The 18,275-nt window shown below is 36.0% G+C and carries 14 protein-coding genes and 1 pseudogene; 13 read left to right on the top strand and 2 right to left on the bottom strand.

The window, feature by feature from the left end; all coding sequences use genetic code 11:
- Nucleotides 1-1,002: 1,002 nt before the first annotated feature.
- The 7 genes from SAY88_RS23100 (at nucleotide 1,003) to SAY88_RS23070 (ending at nucleotide 5,583) form a co-directional block, all read left to right on the top strand.
- Nucleotides 1,003-2,025, top strand: a complete 1,023-nt coding sequence (locus SAY88_RS23100; RefSeq protein WP_332634673.1) for a DUF3231 family protein — start codon at nucleotides 1,003-1,005, stop codon at nucleotides 2,023-2,025.
- Between the two features lie 160 nt (nucleotides 2,026-2,185).
- Nucleotides 2,186-2,584 (top strand): hypothetical protein, encoded by a 399-nt coding sequence (locus SAY88_RS23095; protein ID WP_332634672.1) that lies wholly within the window; start codon nucleotides 2,186-2,188, stop codon nucleotides 2,582-2,584.
- 712 nt (nucleotides 2,585-3,296) lie between these two features.
- Nucleotides 3,297-3,983, top strand: coding sequence for an ArdC family protein (locus SAY88_RS23090; RefSeq protein ID WP_332634670.1), 687 nt, complete (start codon nucleotides 3,297-3,299; stop codon nucleotides 3,981-3,983).
- A complete protein-coding gene (locus SAY88_RS23085; protein ID WP_332634668.1) occupies nucleotides 3,958-4,113 on the top strand; it encodes a zincin-like metallopeptidase domain-containing protein in 156 nt (51 codons plus the stop codon). The genes SAY88_RS23090 and SAY88_RS23085 overlap by 26 nt, the downstream gene beginning before the upstream one ends.
- Nucleotides 4,114-4,240: 127 nt before the next feature.
- Complete coding sequence (locus SAY88_RS23080) at nucleotides 4,241-4,510, top strand: hypothetical protein (protein WP_332634666.1); 270 nt, start codon at nucleotides 4,241-4,243, stop codon at nucleotides 4,508-4,510.
- A complete protein-coding gene (locus SAY88_RS23075) occupies nucleotides 4,482-4,982 on the top strand; it encodes a hypothetical protein (RefSeq protein WP_332634664.1) in 501 nt (166 codons plus the stop codon). Before SAY88_RS23080 ends, SAY88_RS23075 begins: the two co-directional genes overlap by 29 nt.
- A 154-nt stretch (nucleotides 4,983-5,136) precedes the next feature.
- The gene (locus SAY88_RS23070) at nucleotides 5,137-5,583 is read left to right on the top strand and encodes a tyrosine-type recombinase/integrase (protein ID WP_431308909.1); all 447 of its coding nucleotides are present in this window, start codon (nucleotides 5,137-5,139) and stop codon (nucleotides 5,581-5,583) included.
- A 97-nt stretch (nucleotides 5,584-5,680) separates the two neighbouring features.
- Here the strand turns inward: SAY88_RS23070 and SAY88_RS23065 are convergent, their stop codons facing one another.
- Nucleotides 5,681-6,685: a DUF3231 family protein gene (locus SAY88_RS23065; protein WP_332634663.1), complete on the bottom strand. Its 1,005-nt coding sequence runs from the start codon at nucleotides 6,683-6,685 to the stop codon at nucleotides 5,681-5,683.
- Nucleotides 6,686-7,652: 967 nt separating this feature from the next.
- On the opposite strand from SAY88_RS23065, the gene mobQ reads away from it, so the two are divergent.
- Complete coding sequence (gene mobQ / locus SAY88_RS23060) at nucleotides 7,653-11,051, top strand: MobQ family relaxase (protein WP_332634661.1); 3,399 nt, start codon at nucleotides 7,653-7,655, stop codon at nucleotides 11,049-11,051.
- Between the two features lie 655 nt (nucleotides 11,052-11,706).
- On the opposite strand, the pseudogene SAY88_RS23055 reads toward mobQ, so the two are convergent.
- Nucleotides 11,707-11,808 (bottom strand): annotated as a pseudogene (locus SAY88_RS23055) (tautomerase family protein); the annotation flags it as partial.
- A gap of 563 nt (nucleotides 11,809-12,371) precedes the next feature.
- Between SAY88_RS23055 and SAY88_RS23050 the strand changes: the two are divergent.
- From SAY88_RS23050 to SAY88_RS23030, 5 genes are all read left to right on the top strand, one after another.
- Nucleotides 12,372-14,315 carry a BglG family transcription antiterminator gene (locus SAY88_RS23050; protein WP_332634660.1) on the top strand — a complete coding sequence of 648 codons (1,944 nt, stop codon included), beginning with the start codon at nucleotides 12,372-12,374 and terminating at the stop codon, nucleotides 14,313-14,315.
- Nucleotides 14,316-14,555: 240 nt separating this feature from the next.
- A complete protein-coding gene (locus tag SAY88_RS23045; RefSeq protein WP_332634659.1) occupies nucleotides 14,556-14,861 on the top strand; it encodes a PTS sugar transporter subunit IIB in 306 nt (101 codons plus the stop codon).
- A gap of 15 nt (nucleotides 14,862-14,876) precedes the next feature.
- The gene (gene celB, locus SAY88_RS23040) at nucleotides 14,877-16,223 is read left to right on the top strand and encodes a PTS cellobiose transporter subunit IIC (protein ID WP_332634658.1); all 1,347 of its coding nucleotides are present in this window, start codon (nucleotides 14,877-14,879) and stop codon (nucleotides 16,221-16,223) included.
- Nucleotides 16,224-16,303: 80 nt separating this feature from the next.
- Complete coding sequence (locus SAY88_RS23035; RefSeq protein WP_332634656.1) at nucleotides 16,304-16,633, top strand: PTS sugar transporter subunit IIA; 330 nt, start codon at nucleotides 16,304-16,306, stop codon at nucleotides 16,631-16,633.
- Nucleotides 16,630-17,961: a 6-phospho-beta-glucosidase gene (locus tag SAY88_RS23030; RefSeq protein ID WP_332634654.1), complete on the top strand. Its 1,332-nt coding sequence runs from the start codon at nucleotides 16,630-16,632 to the stop codon at nucleotides 17,959-17,961. The genes SAY88_RS23035 and SAY88_RS23030 overlap by 4 nt, the downstream gene beginning before the upstream one ends.
- Nucleotides 17,962-18,275: the final 314 nt, after the last annotated feature.

Below are 18,275 nucleotides of genomic sequence, written 5' to 3'. Positions count from 1 at the left end.
CCTTCTAAGCCGTCGGTCAGAGGTTCGAATCCTCTAGGGTGCGCCATATATAGCAGAAGTTTAATTTAACAGTTTATGCTTTATTACATATTGCAAAAAATTTTAAAAAGGGTGGGGATAAAAATTTTATCCCCACCCTTTTTCTGTATGGCAAAATAAAACGTTAACTGCCAAATTCCTTATATCCTTGAAAATTTCAAATGATTCGAATGTGATGTTTATGAGAGAGTTTTGATAGATTAGAATTATGAAGATACAGAGGAGAAAATTCTTTTTGCGTTAATTGAACATATACGAAAAAAAGAATAACTCATTTTACACATGTGGCCCCCCATTTCCGGAGCGTTTCCGCACTCCTTACAACGAAAATAAGCGATCTTGTTATTCATTCTGACCAGAATAACAAGATCGCTTAAGTTAGTTCATTACTCATTAATTTTACGAATCCTTTCATTGATACACGAAGCTGTTTTTTAAAAAAACACTTAACCTGTTTCATTTTTCAATAGATAATCATTATTTTGATACCCAGTGTATACATAAATACACTTTCGCCTTTCGCTACTCCGGTGGAATCACCCTCTTTTCTAAGTATTAGCTATTGCTTGTCCTAATTATATAAAAGAAGCTCCTTATTGTAAATACTAAAAATTAATAAAATTCAGAAAAAATATTTATTTACAGAAACATAACTAATATGTACCCTTTTTTGTCTTATTATTAACCTAAAATAGTAGTATTCTTTTTCGTTTGTTTTGATTTTCATTGACAGAGACTTATAACGCGTGCTTTTCTTGAATAAATTGATACAACAATCTTTATAATCGGGCCATATAAGTGAATCGAAGATTTTTGTTGTTTAATTAATTGGGTTCGTTAACCGTCCAAAAGAAATAAAAGAGCCAAGGAGTATACGTTCCCTTGGCTTATGTCATAATTTACAAAAATTTGCAAAGAATATAATCATGCTATGTAAAAATATTCTTTGGAGGTAAATAAATTATGACCGAACATCACACTCAACTAACTTCAGCTGAAATTGCTTCAATATGGAGTGCTTACATGAATGATAGTATATCCAAATGTGTTTTAGAATATTTCTTAAAGGATGTAGAAGATGAAGAAATTAAATCTGTTATTCAGTTTGCTTATGACCTATCATCTACTCATTTAGAAAAGTTAACTTCTATATTCCATGAAGAACAAATTCCAACTCCAACAGGATTTACAAAAGAAGATGTTAATATGAACGCCCCCCGTCTATATACAGACCCTTTTATGTTAACTTATATAAATCATATGGCTAAGCTTGGATTGCTTGGATACTGTGGATTTGTTTCCATGAGTGCAAGAGATGATATTAGAGCCTATTTCAGAGAAGGTCTTACAGAAACATCTGAATTGTTTGAGCGCAGTTCAAAAGTAGCCCTTTTAAAAGGATTATTTGTCAGAGCACCTTACATAGCTTATCCGACTAATACGGACTATATAGACAGTAAAAAATATTTCAGTGGTATTTCTCTCTTTAGTAAACAAAGGCCTTTAAATGCCATTGAAATATCCCATTTGTATATGAATATTCAAACTAACACAATAGGAAATAAACTTGCGATTAGTTTTGCTCAAACATCACCAAGTGAAAACGTTCATAAATGGATGTTAAGAGGAAGAGATATTTCAAAAAAGCATGTTCTATTATTTGAAAAGGCACTTCTTAATAATGATATACAGACACCTTTTTCATCAGATATTGCAATTACTGATTCAACAACACCACCATTTACAGATAAACTTACCATGTTTCACATGGGATTTATGAGTGCAGCTGGTATAGGGAATTATGCAACCGCATCAGCTGCGAGTCAAAGAAGCGATCTTGTACTAAATTATGAACGATTATCACTTGAAATTGCTCAATATGCAAAAGATGGAGCTGACATTATGATTAGTAATGAATGGATGGAACAGCCACCTACAACTCTGGATAAAGATAAACTTACAAAGGAGAAAAAATTAAATAATTAACACTAGTCTTCTCCATTATTTTCGTTCCAATTAACTCAAAGAAAGAGGAGACTGCTTTGAATACTGACCAAACGAAACTATTTGAACAAATAAACAAATGACAAGAAAAACTGACAAATGTAAGTGTTGTTTATTAGGAAAAATATTTCAGTTTTAATTCATGGAAATTTTGGTTTTTGATAGGAGTGTTAGTATTGGCGTTAACTATCCTGAACAAGAACATATTAATATTGGATGGTTCTATCAACATTTAGACAATGATTTGCTGGAATTCGCGTTAGAATTAATGACTCAATTCTTTAGAGAAGATACCTATTTAATTCAAAAACCAACCTTTTCCCTTATTCGAGAAGGTAGCAAGGATTATTATAATCAAAAGCAATTTGCTGATTTCTTATCAGAAAATGGTTTGAATTATGATAAACGTAAATTGAATGTTTACTATCATCGAGGAAAGATACTAGAACCTGATGTAGAATTTGCAGGAACCCCTTATTGGAGGAAAACATCGGTTGAAACGTTTTGTGAACAAGAAAAAATCCGTTTGAAAACGGATTAATATAGTTAAGGGAAATAAAAGTTGTGCTTTTAGCTGAATGATACCGCGTTTATATTGTTGTTCGTCTTTGAATAGGCAGTCGTTAAGTTATCTTTATTTAACTTAACGACTGCTTTTTTTCTTTTAGAAATCAAGGTAAGGCACGATAACAAAAGATGTAAGATCAAGTGATCGTAGGACTAGGACATAGCTTGGGGCGCCCTACGGGTCTGCTCATAGATTGTAAGATTGCCAAGATCACGCAACCTAACAATCTATGGCATCTCGCTTCAGTCTAAAATCATCGATAACCACGGACTGTACGTCTCATTGCTTCGCCAACATTCCGTAGGTTCCTTTTAATTTCTTAACGCCTGAACGACTTTGAAGATCAAAAGACTAAAAGGAAACCATGCTCCGCCTGCTGCAATCATTTTCCCTTTTGCACTACGAATCGTAAAACAGCGCAAGCCGACTACCTTTCCAGCAGGCGGGGCCCCTTACCCCTTCCTGCGAGAAAAGAAGACGGCTAGTCAATCAGTCAAGGGGCAAAAAACTTTTTGCTTAAAAATCGCTTCGCAACAGCAAAAACTTTTTCGTTAAGATCACCCTTGACCGCCTGCCTATGCGTGTTTTGCGTTCTCCATGCCAAAGGGAAAAAATCCTTCCCTATGGGGAAATCTTTTTTGCTTCGCAGCGCGAAAGAAAAATGATTTTGATGAGGTGGAGAACAATGAGCAAAAAAATCTATGACATGATCACAAACAAAATTATTGAAAAATTAGGAGCTGGAACTGTACCTTGGCGTCAACCGTTTGTAAATGGCATTGCGGTCAATTGGAAGACACAAAAGCCTTACAGAGGCATTAATACGATGCTGTTAGATGGGGGTGAATATGCCACGTTTAACCAAATTAAAGAAGCAGGTGGAAATGTTAAGAAGGGGGAAAAGTCGCATATCGTTGTTTTTTGGAAATGGCTTGAGAAAGAGGATGAGGAAAGTGGAGAAATTGAAAATATCCCATATCTCCGTTATTACCGAGTCTTTGAAGTTGGTTCACAGGTAGAAGGGTTAGAGCCAAAACGTAAAGAAAGAGCCTATCAACATGATCCGATCCAGGAAGCGGAAAAGATTAAAGAACAGTATGTAAATGCTCCAAGCTACAGCTACATTTCAGGGAGTGCTTACTATAAGCCATTTCAAGATCATATCAATGTCCCACCAAAAGAAGATTTTAGAAGTATTCACGAGTATTACAGCACGTTATTTCATGAACTCATTCATAGCACAGGGCATAAAGATCGTTTGAATCGATCAGGAATCACAGCCTATAACGGTTTTGGGAGTGAATCCTACAGCAAGAGAAGAACTCATTGCAGAGCTTGGTGCTTCGATGTTATGTGGTATTGCAGGAATTGATAATCATACGTTTGATAATTCAGCTAGCTATATTCAATCTTGGTTACGAGCTTTGAAGAATGATCGAACGTTAATCATCAGTGCTTCACAGCAGGCGCAAAAAGCCTTTGATTACATTCACCCTGTTTAAGGGTGAATGTAACAAAATAGAGATTATCTAGCTTTCTATCTAATGAGTGAAAACCCTTGAGAAAATAAGGATCAAGGGCTAGAGAAGGTATAGCCCTTCTTCTCTAGTCAAGAAAGGAGAAGGTTATATGAGTTATGTGACGAAAGATCAATTAAATATCCTTCTTTCGGAGTGTCAGGAATGGGTGGAAAATGGGGTCTCTATTGAATATCTATCTGAATCCTTACTGCATTTAGCAGATCAATATAACGGGGGAGTATTTGCGGTTGTTGTAGAAGCGGTAGAATTACATGAGATGGGGTATAAAGAGGAAACGGTCGAACGTTTAGAAGAAGCAATAAACTGCCTTGAGAAGGAGAAAGTTGTATATGAAAACATGCGGATATTGCGGAAGTGAAGTGTCTTCGCTAGATGAAAAGCATTGCTATTGTGAGTTTTGTGAAATGAAGGTAAGTCGGGACTATGTAACGGAAAATGGAGAACGAAGAAACATTTATTTTCGTGACTTTGTCTTTTTAGAATGGATTGAAAGAAGTACACCTGAGCTTATGATGTTACACACGGTTGAGTTACTTTTGTTGCTGCGGGAAGTAAGAAAGGCACGAAGTGATCATTTTAGCACACTACACACTTTTAATAAGGTAGAGAGCCAGGAAGTGAAAGAAAAGATCAGGGAAGCAAAGTCTTATCAAGGAGGGCAGTATGAATATCTTACAAGAAAATTGTGGGTGATTGAAAATATTATTCGTGACCGTATTGGATATGTACCAGAGCGAATGAGCCAGCTATTTTTAATTAGACAAATGGAGCAATCTAAAACACAACCTAAGCCAATGAGGATTAGAAAAGACCCGAAAAAGACCCTATAAATTACTAACGGGTTCAGTTAAGGGAGGGGAAACGTGAATTCACAAACTAAATATCAGTGCATTTAGCAATCCAATCCCAAACAAATTAACACCACAATTAGCACACAAAAACGCATAGATTGTAAGACCCCAATGGAAAAAGCTGTTTGAGTTTATGTTTTCAACAGGTTGTCGCATTGGCGAAATCGTTTCTCTTGATAAAAACAGTATAAATTGGTCAAACCGTTCCGCCATCGTCAAAGGAAAAGGAGATAAAGAACGAGAGGTTTACTTTAATATTCGTTGCGACATTTGGTTAAAAAGATACATACATCTTCGTACAGATAAAGATTCATCCATCTTTGTTACGGAACGCTCCCCACATCGGATGAGCATTGCTCAAATGAGATACATCATTAAACGAATATCAAACCGCGCTAGAATTGATAAAACGATACACCCTCACCAGCTTAGACACAGTTACGCAACTCACTTGCTAAATAACGGAGCGCCACTCGATGTCATTCAGAGTTTGCTTGGGCATGAAAAAAGTGAAACAACAAGAATATATGCACAATTAAGCGGAAGGTTGCGCCAAGAACTTTACAGAAAATACTTTTGACAAAGAAACAGAGCAACGCAGTTTAAGCATTGCTCTGTTGTATTTTAGCTACCCGTTTGTTGAATAGTGATTTGTTTTCCAATAGATATATCTTTAATTATTCTTTTGAGGAAAGTTTATTTCTGTTAACCGTAATTGGCGGTTGTTCCATCCAACCGTGTTCAATCATAATATTAGCAGCGTCCTCTACATATAAAGAAACATCCATTAAAAATCGAGCATACAATGCTCCAATATCTCTTCTTCCATTTACCGATGCCCCCTTTGCATATTCTCTTAGTTTCATTGAAAACATATCCATCTTATGAATAACCATTAGTTTGTCAGAAAATGGCGGAATGGTCGATGATGTTACCATGTGGTCCAGAAGCGAAGGCGATGGCAAATTATCCTCATTTAGTTTTTTTGATAACATTTCTATATGCTTTTTATTAATATTTCTACCACGTTCTAAAAACTTTCTTACCTTTTTATCTTGCGCTCCTTGACTAAATCCAATAATGAGTGCTTTACTGGTGATGTCATTGTTAATATTGTCAAATAAATGTGCAATTTCAAGTCCATGAAGTTGTCTTACATCACCTAAATAACCATTAAAAAAACTTTGTTTATTAACAAAATCAACTTCTTTCGGGTTAGGAACTGCCGGAGCGTTCATTAACATTCCTTTTGATTTTAAAATGTCAGATGTGTCGGTCATCAATTTGACAACATCACTAAGAGCTTTAACAAAAAAATCACTGATGTCTTTTCTGGTTACTATGGCGATTGCAGAAGAATAAATGCTCATTCCAGCTTTTCCTGCATATTGTAAATAATAAAGGTAAAATTCATCACTAAACAGTCTTGGTGCATCTAAATACACATCTTCATCTGTCAATCCTACTGGTATAGGGAAATTCTCTTGTTTAAAAATCTCACCTATTTCTATCACATAAGTTTTAGCCAAATCCAAAGCATATTCTAAAACTTTTTTAATATCCTCATCTTCCACATTATTTAGGTAATAACTAAGTACACATTTTGCCATCGTATTTCCAGTATAAGTTGCCCAAAGCTTTCCCATTTCTGCTGATGTTAATTTTGATATATCAGTATTCATAACTAAATACCTCTCTATTCATGCCATTCTTTTTAATTATTATGAGCTAGTATGAAAATAAAATGTATTACACAACCAACAATATAATCCTGAACTCTACCTTTGAATAGATGGGTTCTTAAAGTTAATACTAAAAATGAGTGTTTGTATAAACGCTCAAATTCAATGTGGAGGGATGTACTTTGAATATCCTATTTAATCTTGTCCTAAATTTAGTGAAAATGGGTTTTAGGACAGCATTCTTATTTTGTGATTTAATAGCTCGGTTAAATTCATTGTTAAGAGTACCCTCTTTAACATAATATTCAATCAGTATATTCGATTTCACATTGCGAAGAAAAGGTGAGCATTCAGAATGCTCACCTTATTTGCTCTCTTGTTAAACATAACCTGCCTTGTTAGTTGAATAAGGCTTGTCATCTTTTTAACATAAAATTCCGAGTAGATAATAGCTAATAGTCGCTCTTTATTTAGCACGCAAATAGTTATGCTAATTTCCTTGTCAAAATAGCGTATCCATTGCTGTATCAATGAAATGAATAATACCAAATCATGTGCGATTTGGTCCTGAATTAATAGTGCTATTTATTATTTTCTCTCCCTAAACTGAACCCGTTAATAAATTACCGAAACTTTTAATAAAATAATCAACAATCGGTTCATATAGGATTCTTAAAATAAGACCTCGTGATACCGAGAGTTTTACAATCGAAATACAACAAGAAACTTTTGATCGTTTGGGCTACATTGTAGAAGAAATAGGGGTCTATGGAGTCACCAGAACAGATCTTATGCGTGATTATAAGAAACGTATAGTTACTTGCAGCTACATGAAAAGCTAAATATACGTTATCGCTCTGCTCAAACGTCGTGCAAACATCTATTGATTTTAGTCGTATTCCCACAAGGGGTTGCTGATGTCGCAAGCTCCATCAGAGTCACTTTTAAGAATAGGAGGGGTAAACCAATGGCGATTTATCATTTTAGCGGTCAAGTTATCAAGCGTTCTGCAGGGAGAAGTTCTGTTGCTTGTGCTTCTTATCGTAGTGGTGAAAAACTAACAGATGAACGTGAAAATAAGACCTTTGATTTTCGTCGTGAGGTTCAACCTGATTCTTTTATTCTACTTCCTGAACATGCACCCAAAGAATATATGAATCGTGAAGTGTTATGGAATGCTGTTGAAAAATCAGAAAAGAGAATGGATGCTCAAGTCGCTAGGGAATTTAATGTTGCTTTACCCGTTGAGCTTTCTCATAAACAACAAAAATCGTTAACGACTCGTTATGTTCAAGAACAATTTGTTAATCGTGGCATGATTGCTGATGTTGCGATTCATCGTGATGATCCGGCTAATCCTCACTTTCATGTCATGTTATCTATGCGTCCTTTGAATAAAGATGGCACATGGGGAAAAAAGCGTGAAGGAAATAAAAAAGTGGTGAATTGGGATGAACGAATTACATTAGAGACATGGAGAAAAGAATGGTCGACCTATGCGAATCGTGAGTTAGAACGTGCTGGAAGACAAGAACGAATTGATCATCGTTCTTTGAAAGAGCAAGGTATTCAACGTCTTCCACAAGTTCATATGGGGAGAGCTGCAGCGATTGAGCAAATAGTGAAAGAAAAAGCAGAACGTGAAGGGAAAGTCTATGTTCCTGTCACAAGACAAGCCATCTATAATCAATTAGTTCAGCAGTACAACATGAATCAAGAAAAGCTTCAAGAGATGAAGCGGGAAACGGAAAAACAACCTTCTATTATGACCAAGGCGTTAGATCGCCATGTGAAAACCATTGTTTCAGACGAATGGTATTGGAAGAGAATGAATGCGGAAGAACAATTGGCGGTTACATATGTTGCAAATCGAATAAAAGAGCCTATTCATCTTTCGAATTTGGAACAATCGATGAAGGGCATTTATGCGTGGGAAGCTTCTCTTGAACAGACACGAGAGGAGTTACAACGTGAGCGAGAACAAGGTGAAGATCGGACGAAAGATATTGCCAAATGGGAGAAGACATACGAAGAGTTCTTGAAAGTATCTCACGCTTATGAGACTACCAAACAGTCATTTGAACGTTTATCGTTAGAACGTGTCGTGGCGGATTATAATGAACCCGCATTAAAAGAACAATTGAATACCCATCAAGCGGCTCAAGTGCTTCAATATAACCGATCATTTTCACAGCAATTGGCGATTACGGATATTCCGGCTTTCCTTAAAGAGCAACAAGCGGTGTCTGCTTTGCAATTAGAAATGGATCGTTCCATGATTACATTACAACAAGCTGTAGCTTATCGTGAACGATTAGGTGGGCTTGACTATCGTGTTCATCTTCAAGCGCAAAAAGTAGAGGAAGCTTCTCGTATTTATGGGCAACATCCAAATATGATGAATCGCTATTATATGGCGAAAGAACAAACACGTTATCAAGCGTTGGAGCAGCAATTACAGCAAAAACAAGAAGTAGCTGATCGAGCCATTGATGTGTTATATGCCCAAGAAAAAATGAAATTAGAACAGCAGGGAGTCAGCACGAAGATTTTAGAACGTGTCTCTGCTCGTGATTATGTGAAAGTCGAAGATTATGCGAAGCTTTGTCAAACCGAACAACAAATGGAAAAACTTATTAAAGAAAAAACCTCCTATGATCTTGTGAAACGACGTTTGCAAGGGGAAGAAATCAACGTTCAAACGGTATCCGATTTAAAAGAAAAAATAGACCGTTGGGGCAAAGCGCTTGAGCGTAAAGAAGCAGAATTATCTCAACCGAGTGTAGCTCTATCGAAAGAGCGAGAGCGTCATGAAGAGCAACGAGAAGCTTTACAGTATGTCTATAACACGTTCGTTAAGCAGCAAAAAGAACAATTAGAGGGACGTGTCTCTCAACCTGTCGATCAAGTCTTGTCATTGAAAGAGCTTGAATTGCTGAATAAGCAAGGATTTACAAAAGAAAAGGAGATTCAATCCTTTATTCAGGAACATCGTGCAACTGAAATCGTAAAGAGTCGCTTAAAGGGAGAAGAAGTGACACCACAACATGTAGCAGAATTGAAAGAAGCGATGGATCGCTGGGGTGCTTCTATTGCACGTCGGGAAGCAGTAAATTCTCAAGATCGTGAGCTTATGAAAGAACGTGAACAATACAGTGTTCAAAAAGAAGCGGTTGATTATCTCTATCATCGTTTTATGGATCAACAAAAGAAGCAGCTTCAAGAGCATGAAGGTCAATTGTTTGCAAAAGAAGGTGTAACTCTTAAAGAAATGGTAGCGATGAACCAGCAACCTCATCAATCGGCATCGGAAGTGTTAAAACAGGTTCGAGAAAAAGATTACTTAACAGAATTAAACAAAGAAATCCCACGTGCATCCATTCAAAATTATATTGATTTAGAGAGGGTCCAGGAACGACTCAATACTCAAAAAGAGTTTATTCATAAAACTGAAAAGACACTCGTAGAAAAGGAAGACCATTTAAGTAAAGTCAAAGTTCTCTATGAACGTGGGGTTGAAAAGCAGCAGCAAGGACAGTCAAACGTAAAAGAAGTCACTGCGCTACAAAAGCAAGGGTATCAATTCCAACGCTTTAACGAGCAATATAACGCTTCTCAAGCAAACATTCAAACTGAACGTGTCAACCTTAAGCAACGAAAAGAGCAAATGGAGCAAAAAGAAAACAAGCTAGGCTGGTTAAAGTCACATATGGGAGAACAGGTTGAGAAGCGCTATCGTGAGGAAATGAAAGAGTTTAAGTCAGGGTATTCGGTTCTGGACAAAGCAATTTTATTAAATGAGAAGCAGACTAGAACATTCGAGGCTTTCCAAGCCAACGCAGTGCTTGAGCGTGGTCATAACAAGTTAGAAGCAATCAAAGCTCATGATCGTGTGTACGACATCAAAGAAAGTTTTGATAAACGTATTCAAAAGCAAGAAAAGGAATGGGAGAAGCTTGAGAAATCAAAGGCATCGGCACGAGATGGATATAGCGTGAAGAAAATCGAACAACAACAAGCGATGGTTTCAGCTAAGATTGAAGAGTTACAAGGCCGAGAGAGAAAAGGGATTCAAGCACAAGTAAACCGAGTGACCGAAGGGCGGTGTATTGGCGGTCTAAAGAAAGAAGAGTCTGAACGAATTATTACCTTTGTGGAGAGTACTGGACATAAAGTAACGGAGGAATCAAAAGGGCAAGGGTTCATTCCAGCAGATATTATTAGTGCCATCGATGCTTCTATTCAAAGAGCACAAAATGAAACCAAACAAAGACATTCACAGCAGATGTCCCAAGCGGATCGGTATTTCAATCAAAATAAAAAACATCAACGTGGCAAAGGGAAAGATGATGGACTGAGTTATTAGTGTTCAAAAAAGTTGTTTACTTTTACGGGACCACTCATACTTAAGCTTAAAATATGTAATAATAAAGTTCTTTACTAAATCAGTTACTCCACAATCGTTAGCAATAGGTAAGCGTTTGAAGTTATCTCCGGCTTTTCCCCTGCTCCACACGGAACGTGACAGTTTCCCGTCATTCCGCGTTCCATCTAATAATATATTACTTGATTATAAGTTTCTTGTTACTTTACTAGAATTGAAATCCTATGATTGGTTTTAGTCCACATTTTTCACGGTATGTGTTCATTTTCTTTATAATTGGTTTCATGTTGGAAAACTTCTTTAAGCGTGAAAGGATTGCCTTTTCGTCTGTTTGATGAATCACAGTATGTATAAAATAACTTTTTTATTAGTTAAGTTTCATCAACATAAGCATCCGTTAATTATCCATAGAAAACGACTTCCACAATAGTTCACTATTGCAGAAGATCGAGTTTGTAAATCGTCCAAGAAAAATAACCCTCGACTTCAACATCTCCATTATTGATTAGTCCTCTTATAATGTAGAGTATTAAATTTCCAGATACAGAACCACCCTTAATACTAATAGTTAAAAAAGGGGTGCACAATAGCAACCCCTCTTCCCACTTAGTTAATATAACATTAGATTTAATTAGCTCTATTCCCCTCTTTTTCTTCTTTCCTTAATGCTCTCTCCACCTAATCCATAGTTCTCCCAATCGATTTCATCAATCACTACAACTGTGGTTTTAGGATTTTTCCCTAATACATCTCTTGATTTTTATAGTATAGATAAATGCGGATTTACAACGATAAGTTTTTGCCCTCTGCTGCCACAGTCTTTTCACTTCATAATCATTACCTCCCATTATGCCATTCTATTAGCATTCATGGACGAGTTACATATTTTTTAAACATTGAAGCAAAAACATAACGCCTATAGGCTATGATGCCAGGTTTTTTGCTGTAGACTGCAAAGTAAATTCTATTACTAGAGAAGAATAGAGGCTACTAAGATTTTAATACTGAGGAATGGGGCTTTTTAATGAAATGGGTTCCTATTGACGATATTTTTTTAGCGCTACTTTATATAAAAGAGATTTGCGATGCAAGATCATCGAAATGGTAGAAAAACAGAAATAATTAATGTAGTATTTCGCTTTAAAAAAGGTGTAACAAAATGATCGATGAGAGACATTGTAAATGTAATTGAAGTAAGTGAGCAACTCTATGCAAAAAAGTATATATGAAGTAATATGTCTTCTAAGGGTTGGAAAATAGGTTGAATTAAAAGAGAATTTAAAAGAAGGAGGAGGAAACGGAATGCTCGGTGTTAGGATTTCATCAATTTTCAGTGAACTTTTAGCAGCAGATACACCTTTAACGAGTGAATACTTAGCAAAAGTTGTACAAGTAACCTCGAGAACCATTAGAAATGACATGAAAGAATTAGAATTACTCCTGTCTAAGCATGGTTCATCCATAAAGTCAATCCGTGGGAAGGGCTATCAACTTGAAATTCATGATGAGCACCTTTTTAGAATGATGCTCCAAGAAATTTTTCGGCATGATGAACTAGGTTTAGGCTTTTCACCTAATTCACCTGATGATCGAGTTCGATTTCTCCTAAAAAAGCTTCTCCTATCAGATGAATTTATAAAGCTAGATGATTTAGCGGATGAACTTTTTATTAGTAAATCAACTTTACAAAATGACCTTCAGGAAGTTAAGAAAAATTTCAAAAAATACGATATCACTATTGAAATTCGCCCCAACTATGGGTTTAGGATCAAAGGTGATGAACGAAAATTGAGATTTTGCATGTCAGAATATTTATTAAACAGAAATGAAGTAGATATCATTGATGGGGCAATATCTATTTTACCCGAAGCTGAAATGCAAAGTATAAAGTCCATTATTATCGACTTTGTACATGAATTTAATTTGGAGATTTCAGATATAAGTATTAATAATTTAATTGTTCATATCGCGATTGCTTGTAGGAGAATTAGAAATGGTAATCATGTTTCTATTTATCCTGGGGAATTAAAAGAAATCGTTCATGAAAGAGAGTACAATATAGCAAGAGAAATTGTAAAACAAGTAGAGAAGAGTTTAAATGTGAAATTCCCTGAAGCAGAAATAGCCTATATTGCTATTCATCTTTTAGGGACCAAAATGGTGACAGCAACAAAAATGGGTGAAAGCCAATTTAAAGCACTAATAGATAACGAAATTTACCATTTAACAAAGAAAATAATAGATGCCGTTGAAGAAAAATTGAAACTAGGTATAAAAAATGATAAAGAACTGCAAGTAAGCTTATGCATACATTTAAAGCCGGCGATTAATCGTTTACGTTATGGCATGAATTTGAGAAACCCGATGCTAAATGAGATAAAATCCTATTACCCTGTATCCTTTCAAGCAGGTGTCATTGCAGGTCTTGTCTTAAAAGAAGAACTAGATATTGATATCAATGAAAATGAAATTGGCTATATTGCTTTACATTTAGGTGCGGCTGTGGAAAGAACGAAGATGAATGATCGCCCTAGACGGTGTATTATTGTTTGTGCTTCAGGAGCTGGGAGTGCGAGATTATTGAACTATAAACTACAGTCAAGGTTTGGATCAAAACTAGAGATACTGGGTACAACAGAATATTACCGACTTAGTCAAATGTCTTTGCATTCTTTAGACTTTATTATAAGTACCATTCCAATTTCAAAAAAGTTATCGGTACCAGTCATTGAAGTCAATACGATTTTAGGCGGAAAAGATATTGAAAAAATTGAATCTATTTTTTCAACAGCCGATAAAGATACTTTTGAATATACGAGAGAAGAGTTGGTTTTCCTCCAAAAGAAGTTCAAGACAAAAGAAGAAGTCATTCATTTTCTAGGAGAAAACCTTCAACAGTTAGGTCTTGTAGATAAAAGTTTTACGAATTCAGTATTAGAAAGAGAAGCGGTATCTCCCACCTGTTTTGGGAATTTAGTTGCTATTCCTCATCCTATTGTTCCACAGACTGAATCGACATTTTGGGCGATATGTACACTAGAACAGCCAATTATGTGGAATGATAAGCCGGTCCAATTTGTTTGTCTCTTAAATGTAGAGAAGAATAGTTCGAAAGATTTACAAAAAATGTATAACATCCTTGTTAGTATAGTAGATAGTAAAGACCTCATTCAACAATTGCTTAAATGCCGTACGTATACTGATTTTATTAATGTTTTTATAAAAAAGCATCCAATCTATAAATAATAATGCTTGTTTTCGGTGTTTTGCCGAGCAAGCTTTTTCTATTTTTTAGAGTTATCTTACAATTTGAACTAACCATTTCCGTTACGAAACGGAAAAAGGTTAAGTATAAATGAAAGCGCTTTAATTATAAAATGAAATCAATAAGAAATACACTCTACATAAAAAGGCTAAATGCTTACTAAATTGTAGAGTCAAATTAATAGAAATTATTTTATCAATATTTTTTAGGGGGAATTTTGGATGAATATTTTATTATGTTGTGCAGCAGGAATGTCTACTAGTTTATTAGTTACTAAAATGGAAGCAGTAGCAAAAGAGCAAGGAATAGAAGCAAAGATCTGGGCAGTTCCAGGAGATGCTGTTAAAAATCATATTGATCAAGCAGATGTTTTATTATTAGGTCCACAAGTACGATATATGCTAGCTCAGTTAAAGCAGCTAGGTGATGAAAAAGGAATACCTGTAGACGTGATTAATACAGTTCATTATGGAACGTGTAATGGTGCAGAGGTAGTTATGCATTCGATCAACTTAATTAACGGATAAGGGGGGAGATTGTAAATGGAAAAATTCAGTGCTTTCTTAGATAAGTACTTCTTACCATTCGCTGGTAAGATTGCCGCTCAGAGACATTTGCAGGCGTTACGTGACGGTATCATTTTAACAATGCCACTTATTATCATTGGATCGATCTTTTTAATTCTTGGTTTTATCCCTATTCCAGGCTATGCGGAGTTTATGGGAAATGTATTTGGTGATCAGTGGTTAACGAAGCTCCTTTATCCTGTTGATGCAACGTTTGGAATTATGGCTTTAATCGCAGGATTTGGTATCGCTTATCGGTTAGCTGAAAAGTATGGAATTGATCCGTTGACGGCTGGAGCTATTTCAGTATCAGGGTTCTTATTAGCTACTCCTTTCCATGTCGTACGAACATTTGATGGATTTGAGGAAGCCGTTACGATAGGCGGAGTTATTCCAACGGCGTTAATGGGTAGTGGCGGATTGTTTGTAGCAATGTTGATTGCCATATTATCAACAGAGGTATACCGGTTTGTTTCTTCCAAGAATATAGTTATCAAAATGCCTGACGGTGTACCGCCAGCAGTTAGTAAATCTTTCATTGCCTTAATTCCAGGTTTTGTAGTGATCACTATCGTTTGGTTATTACGTATATTAATTGAAATGACAAGCTTTGAAAGCCTACATAATGTTGTTGGAGATATCTTATATACGCCATTAAGTGCTTTAGGTGGAAGTTTAATTGGTTCGATGGTGGCTGTAACGCTCATTTCACTCCTTTGGTTTACAGGCTTACACGGGGCTTCTATTGTTGGTGGTGTAATGTCACCAATATGGTTATCTGCTACGGATCAAAACCGTATGGCATTTCAAGCAGGAGAGGAATTACCACATATTTTCACAGCTCAGTTCTTTGAAATTTTCATTAATATGGGTGGCTCAGGTGCGACACTTGCCCTTGTAATTATTATGCTTTTATGGTCAAGAAGTAAGCAAATGAAACAATTAGGACGTTTATCAGCTGGTCCAGGTGCTTTTAATATTAACGAACCAGTCATTTTTGGAACACCGATCGTCATGAATCCGATTTTAATTGTTCCTTTCTTCTTAACTCCGTTAGTTATGACAGTTTTGACCTATTTTGCAATGAGTACAGGCTTAGTAGCTAAACCAGTAGGGATTGCTATTCCGTGGACGACACCACCTATTATCGGTGGATACTTAGCCACTCAGAGTATTTCAGGTGCCATAATGCAAATTGTTAATATCGGAGTTGGTTTACTCATTTGGTTACCTTTCTTCAAAGTTTGGGATAAACAAAAGTTAGTTGAAGAAGGTGGAGATACAACCACTTCTGAAACGACAGGTGAAAAAAAAGTAGGCTAATGTTATTAGTAGGCTGAAACTAGCCTGTTGGTAACAATCTGTAAATAAAAATAATTAACTAATGGATTGGAGAGAGAGAGATGACAATAAATGAGGAAGTAATCTTCCAACTAATTCTTCATGCTGGTAATGGGAAAAGTTCAGCAATGGAAGCATTAGCAGCAGCCAAACGCGGTGATTTTGTAGAAGCAAGAGAAAAGTTAAACCAGGCAGGTCAAGAGCTAAATGAGGCTCACCACGTACAAACATCCCTCATTCAAGGTGAAGTAAGAGGTGAAAAAACAGAAATTTCATTGTTGATGATCCATGCTCAAGACCATTTAATGAATGCCATCACTGTAAAAGATTTAGCGGCAGAAATCATCGATTTAAATGAACTAATTAAATCAAATGGAGGAGTTAGATCATGAATAAAAAAGGATTAAAAATTGCAACGATTGGCGGAGGATCAAGCTATACACCAGAATTAGTAGAAGGATTCATCAAACGTTATGATGAACTACCAATTCGTGAACTTTGGTTAGTAGATATTGAAGCTGGCAAGGAAAAACTGGAGATCGTCGGGAATTTAGCCAAGCGTATGATAGAGCAAGCTGGTTTACCAATTGATGTTCATCTTACACTTGATCGTCGCGCTGCATTAAAAGACGCAGATTTTGTCACAACACAATTCCGAGTTGGATTATTAGATGCTCGTGCTAAAGATGAAAGAATTCCTTTAAAATATGGTGTAATTGGTCAAGAAACCAATGGCCCAGGTGGACTATTTAAAGGGTTACGAACTATTCCTGTTATTTTGGATATTTGTAAAGATATGGAAGAGTCGTGTCCTGATGCATGGTTGATTAATTTTACAAATCCAGCTGGTATGGTTACCGAAGCTGTTTTACACTATTCCAATATTAAGAAAATCGTAGGTTTATGTAATGTTCCTATTGGAATTGAAATGGGAATTGCTAAATTACTAGATGTTGATCATTCACGTATTCGAATTGATTTTGCTGGATTAAATCATATGGTATATGGATTAGACGTGTATGTTGATGGTGTAAGTGTAAAAGACGAGGTCATTGAAAAGTTAACCGACCCTGAAAATAGCAGCTTTGTTAAAAATATTGAGGGAATTGGCTGGGAACCAGAATTTATTCAAGCTGTAGGAGTACTTTTGTGTCCGTACCACATGTACTATTACAAAACTCGACAAATGTTTGAAAAGGATCTTAAAAATGCTGACAAAGAGGGTACAAGAGCTGAAGTGGTTCAAAAGCTTGAAGAGGAATTATTTGAGCTATATAAAGATCCTAATTTAAACATTAAACCACCACAATTAGAAAAAAGAGGCGGAGCTTATTATTCAGATGCAGCGGTACGCTTAATTTCTTCCATTTATAATGATAAGGGAGATATTCAGCCTGTAAATACTATTAATAACGGAGCGATTGCAAGCATTCCGCGAGACTCAGCTGTTGAAATAAGCTGTGTAATTACGAAAGATGGTCCAAAACCGATTGTAATGGGAGATCTTCCAGTTCCTGTTCGTGGACTTGTACAACAAATTAAATCGTTTGAGCGAGTAGCAGCAGAAGCTGCTGTTACAGGTGACTACAATACAGCTGTACTTGCATTAACGATTAACCCATTAAGTCCTTCTGATACAATTGCAAAAGAGATTGTTGCAGAAATGATGGAAGCTCATAAAGAACATCTTCCTCAATTTTATAAACAAGTAGAAGCTTAAGGGTGGTGCTAGGCACCACAACCAGAGGACGGGGAAAGTTTAGATTTAAGATATTTCTCTCTAAATAATCTTCCTTTTCCACAAGAAGATAGAGCCAAGATTATTCTAGAAAGATACTTCAAATGTTAGGTGATCATTTTAGTAATAACGATCTTCCGCAATCGGGCGCTTTTCTGAAATAAGGAAAGTGTCTTTCTTTATGAAAAGGGCTAGATTCTGGAGTGTGGAAGGAGATGGCATCGAACTCTTTAGCGGGGCAGGTAGAATTGATATATAATTTTTAACAATGTGAAAATCATTTAAGGAGGGAATAG

The sequence above is a fragment of the Halalkalibacter flavus genome, assembly GCF_036663575.1.
Lineage (GTDB): Bacteria > Bacillota > Bacilli > Bacillales > Bacillaceae_D > Halalkalibacter > Halalkalibacter flavus.
This window is presented reverse-complemented; position numbering and strand designations above follow the sequence as displayed.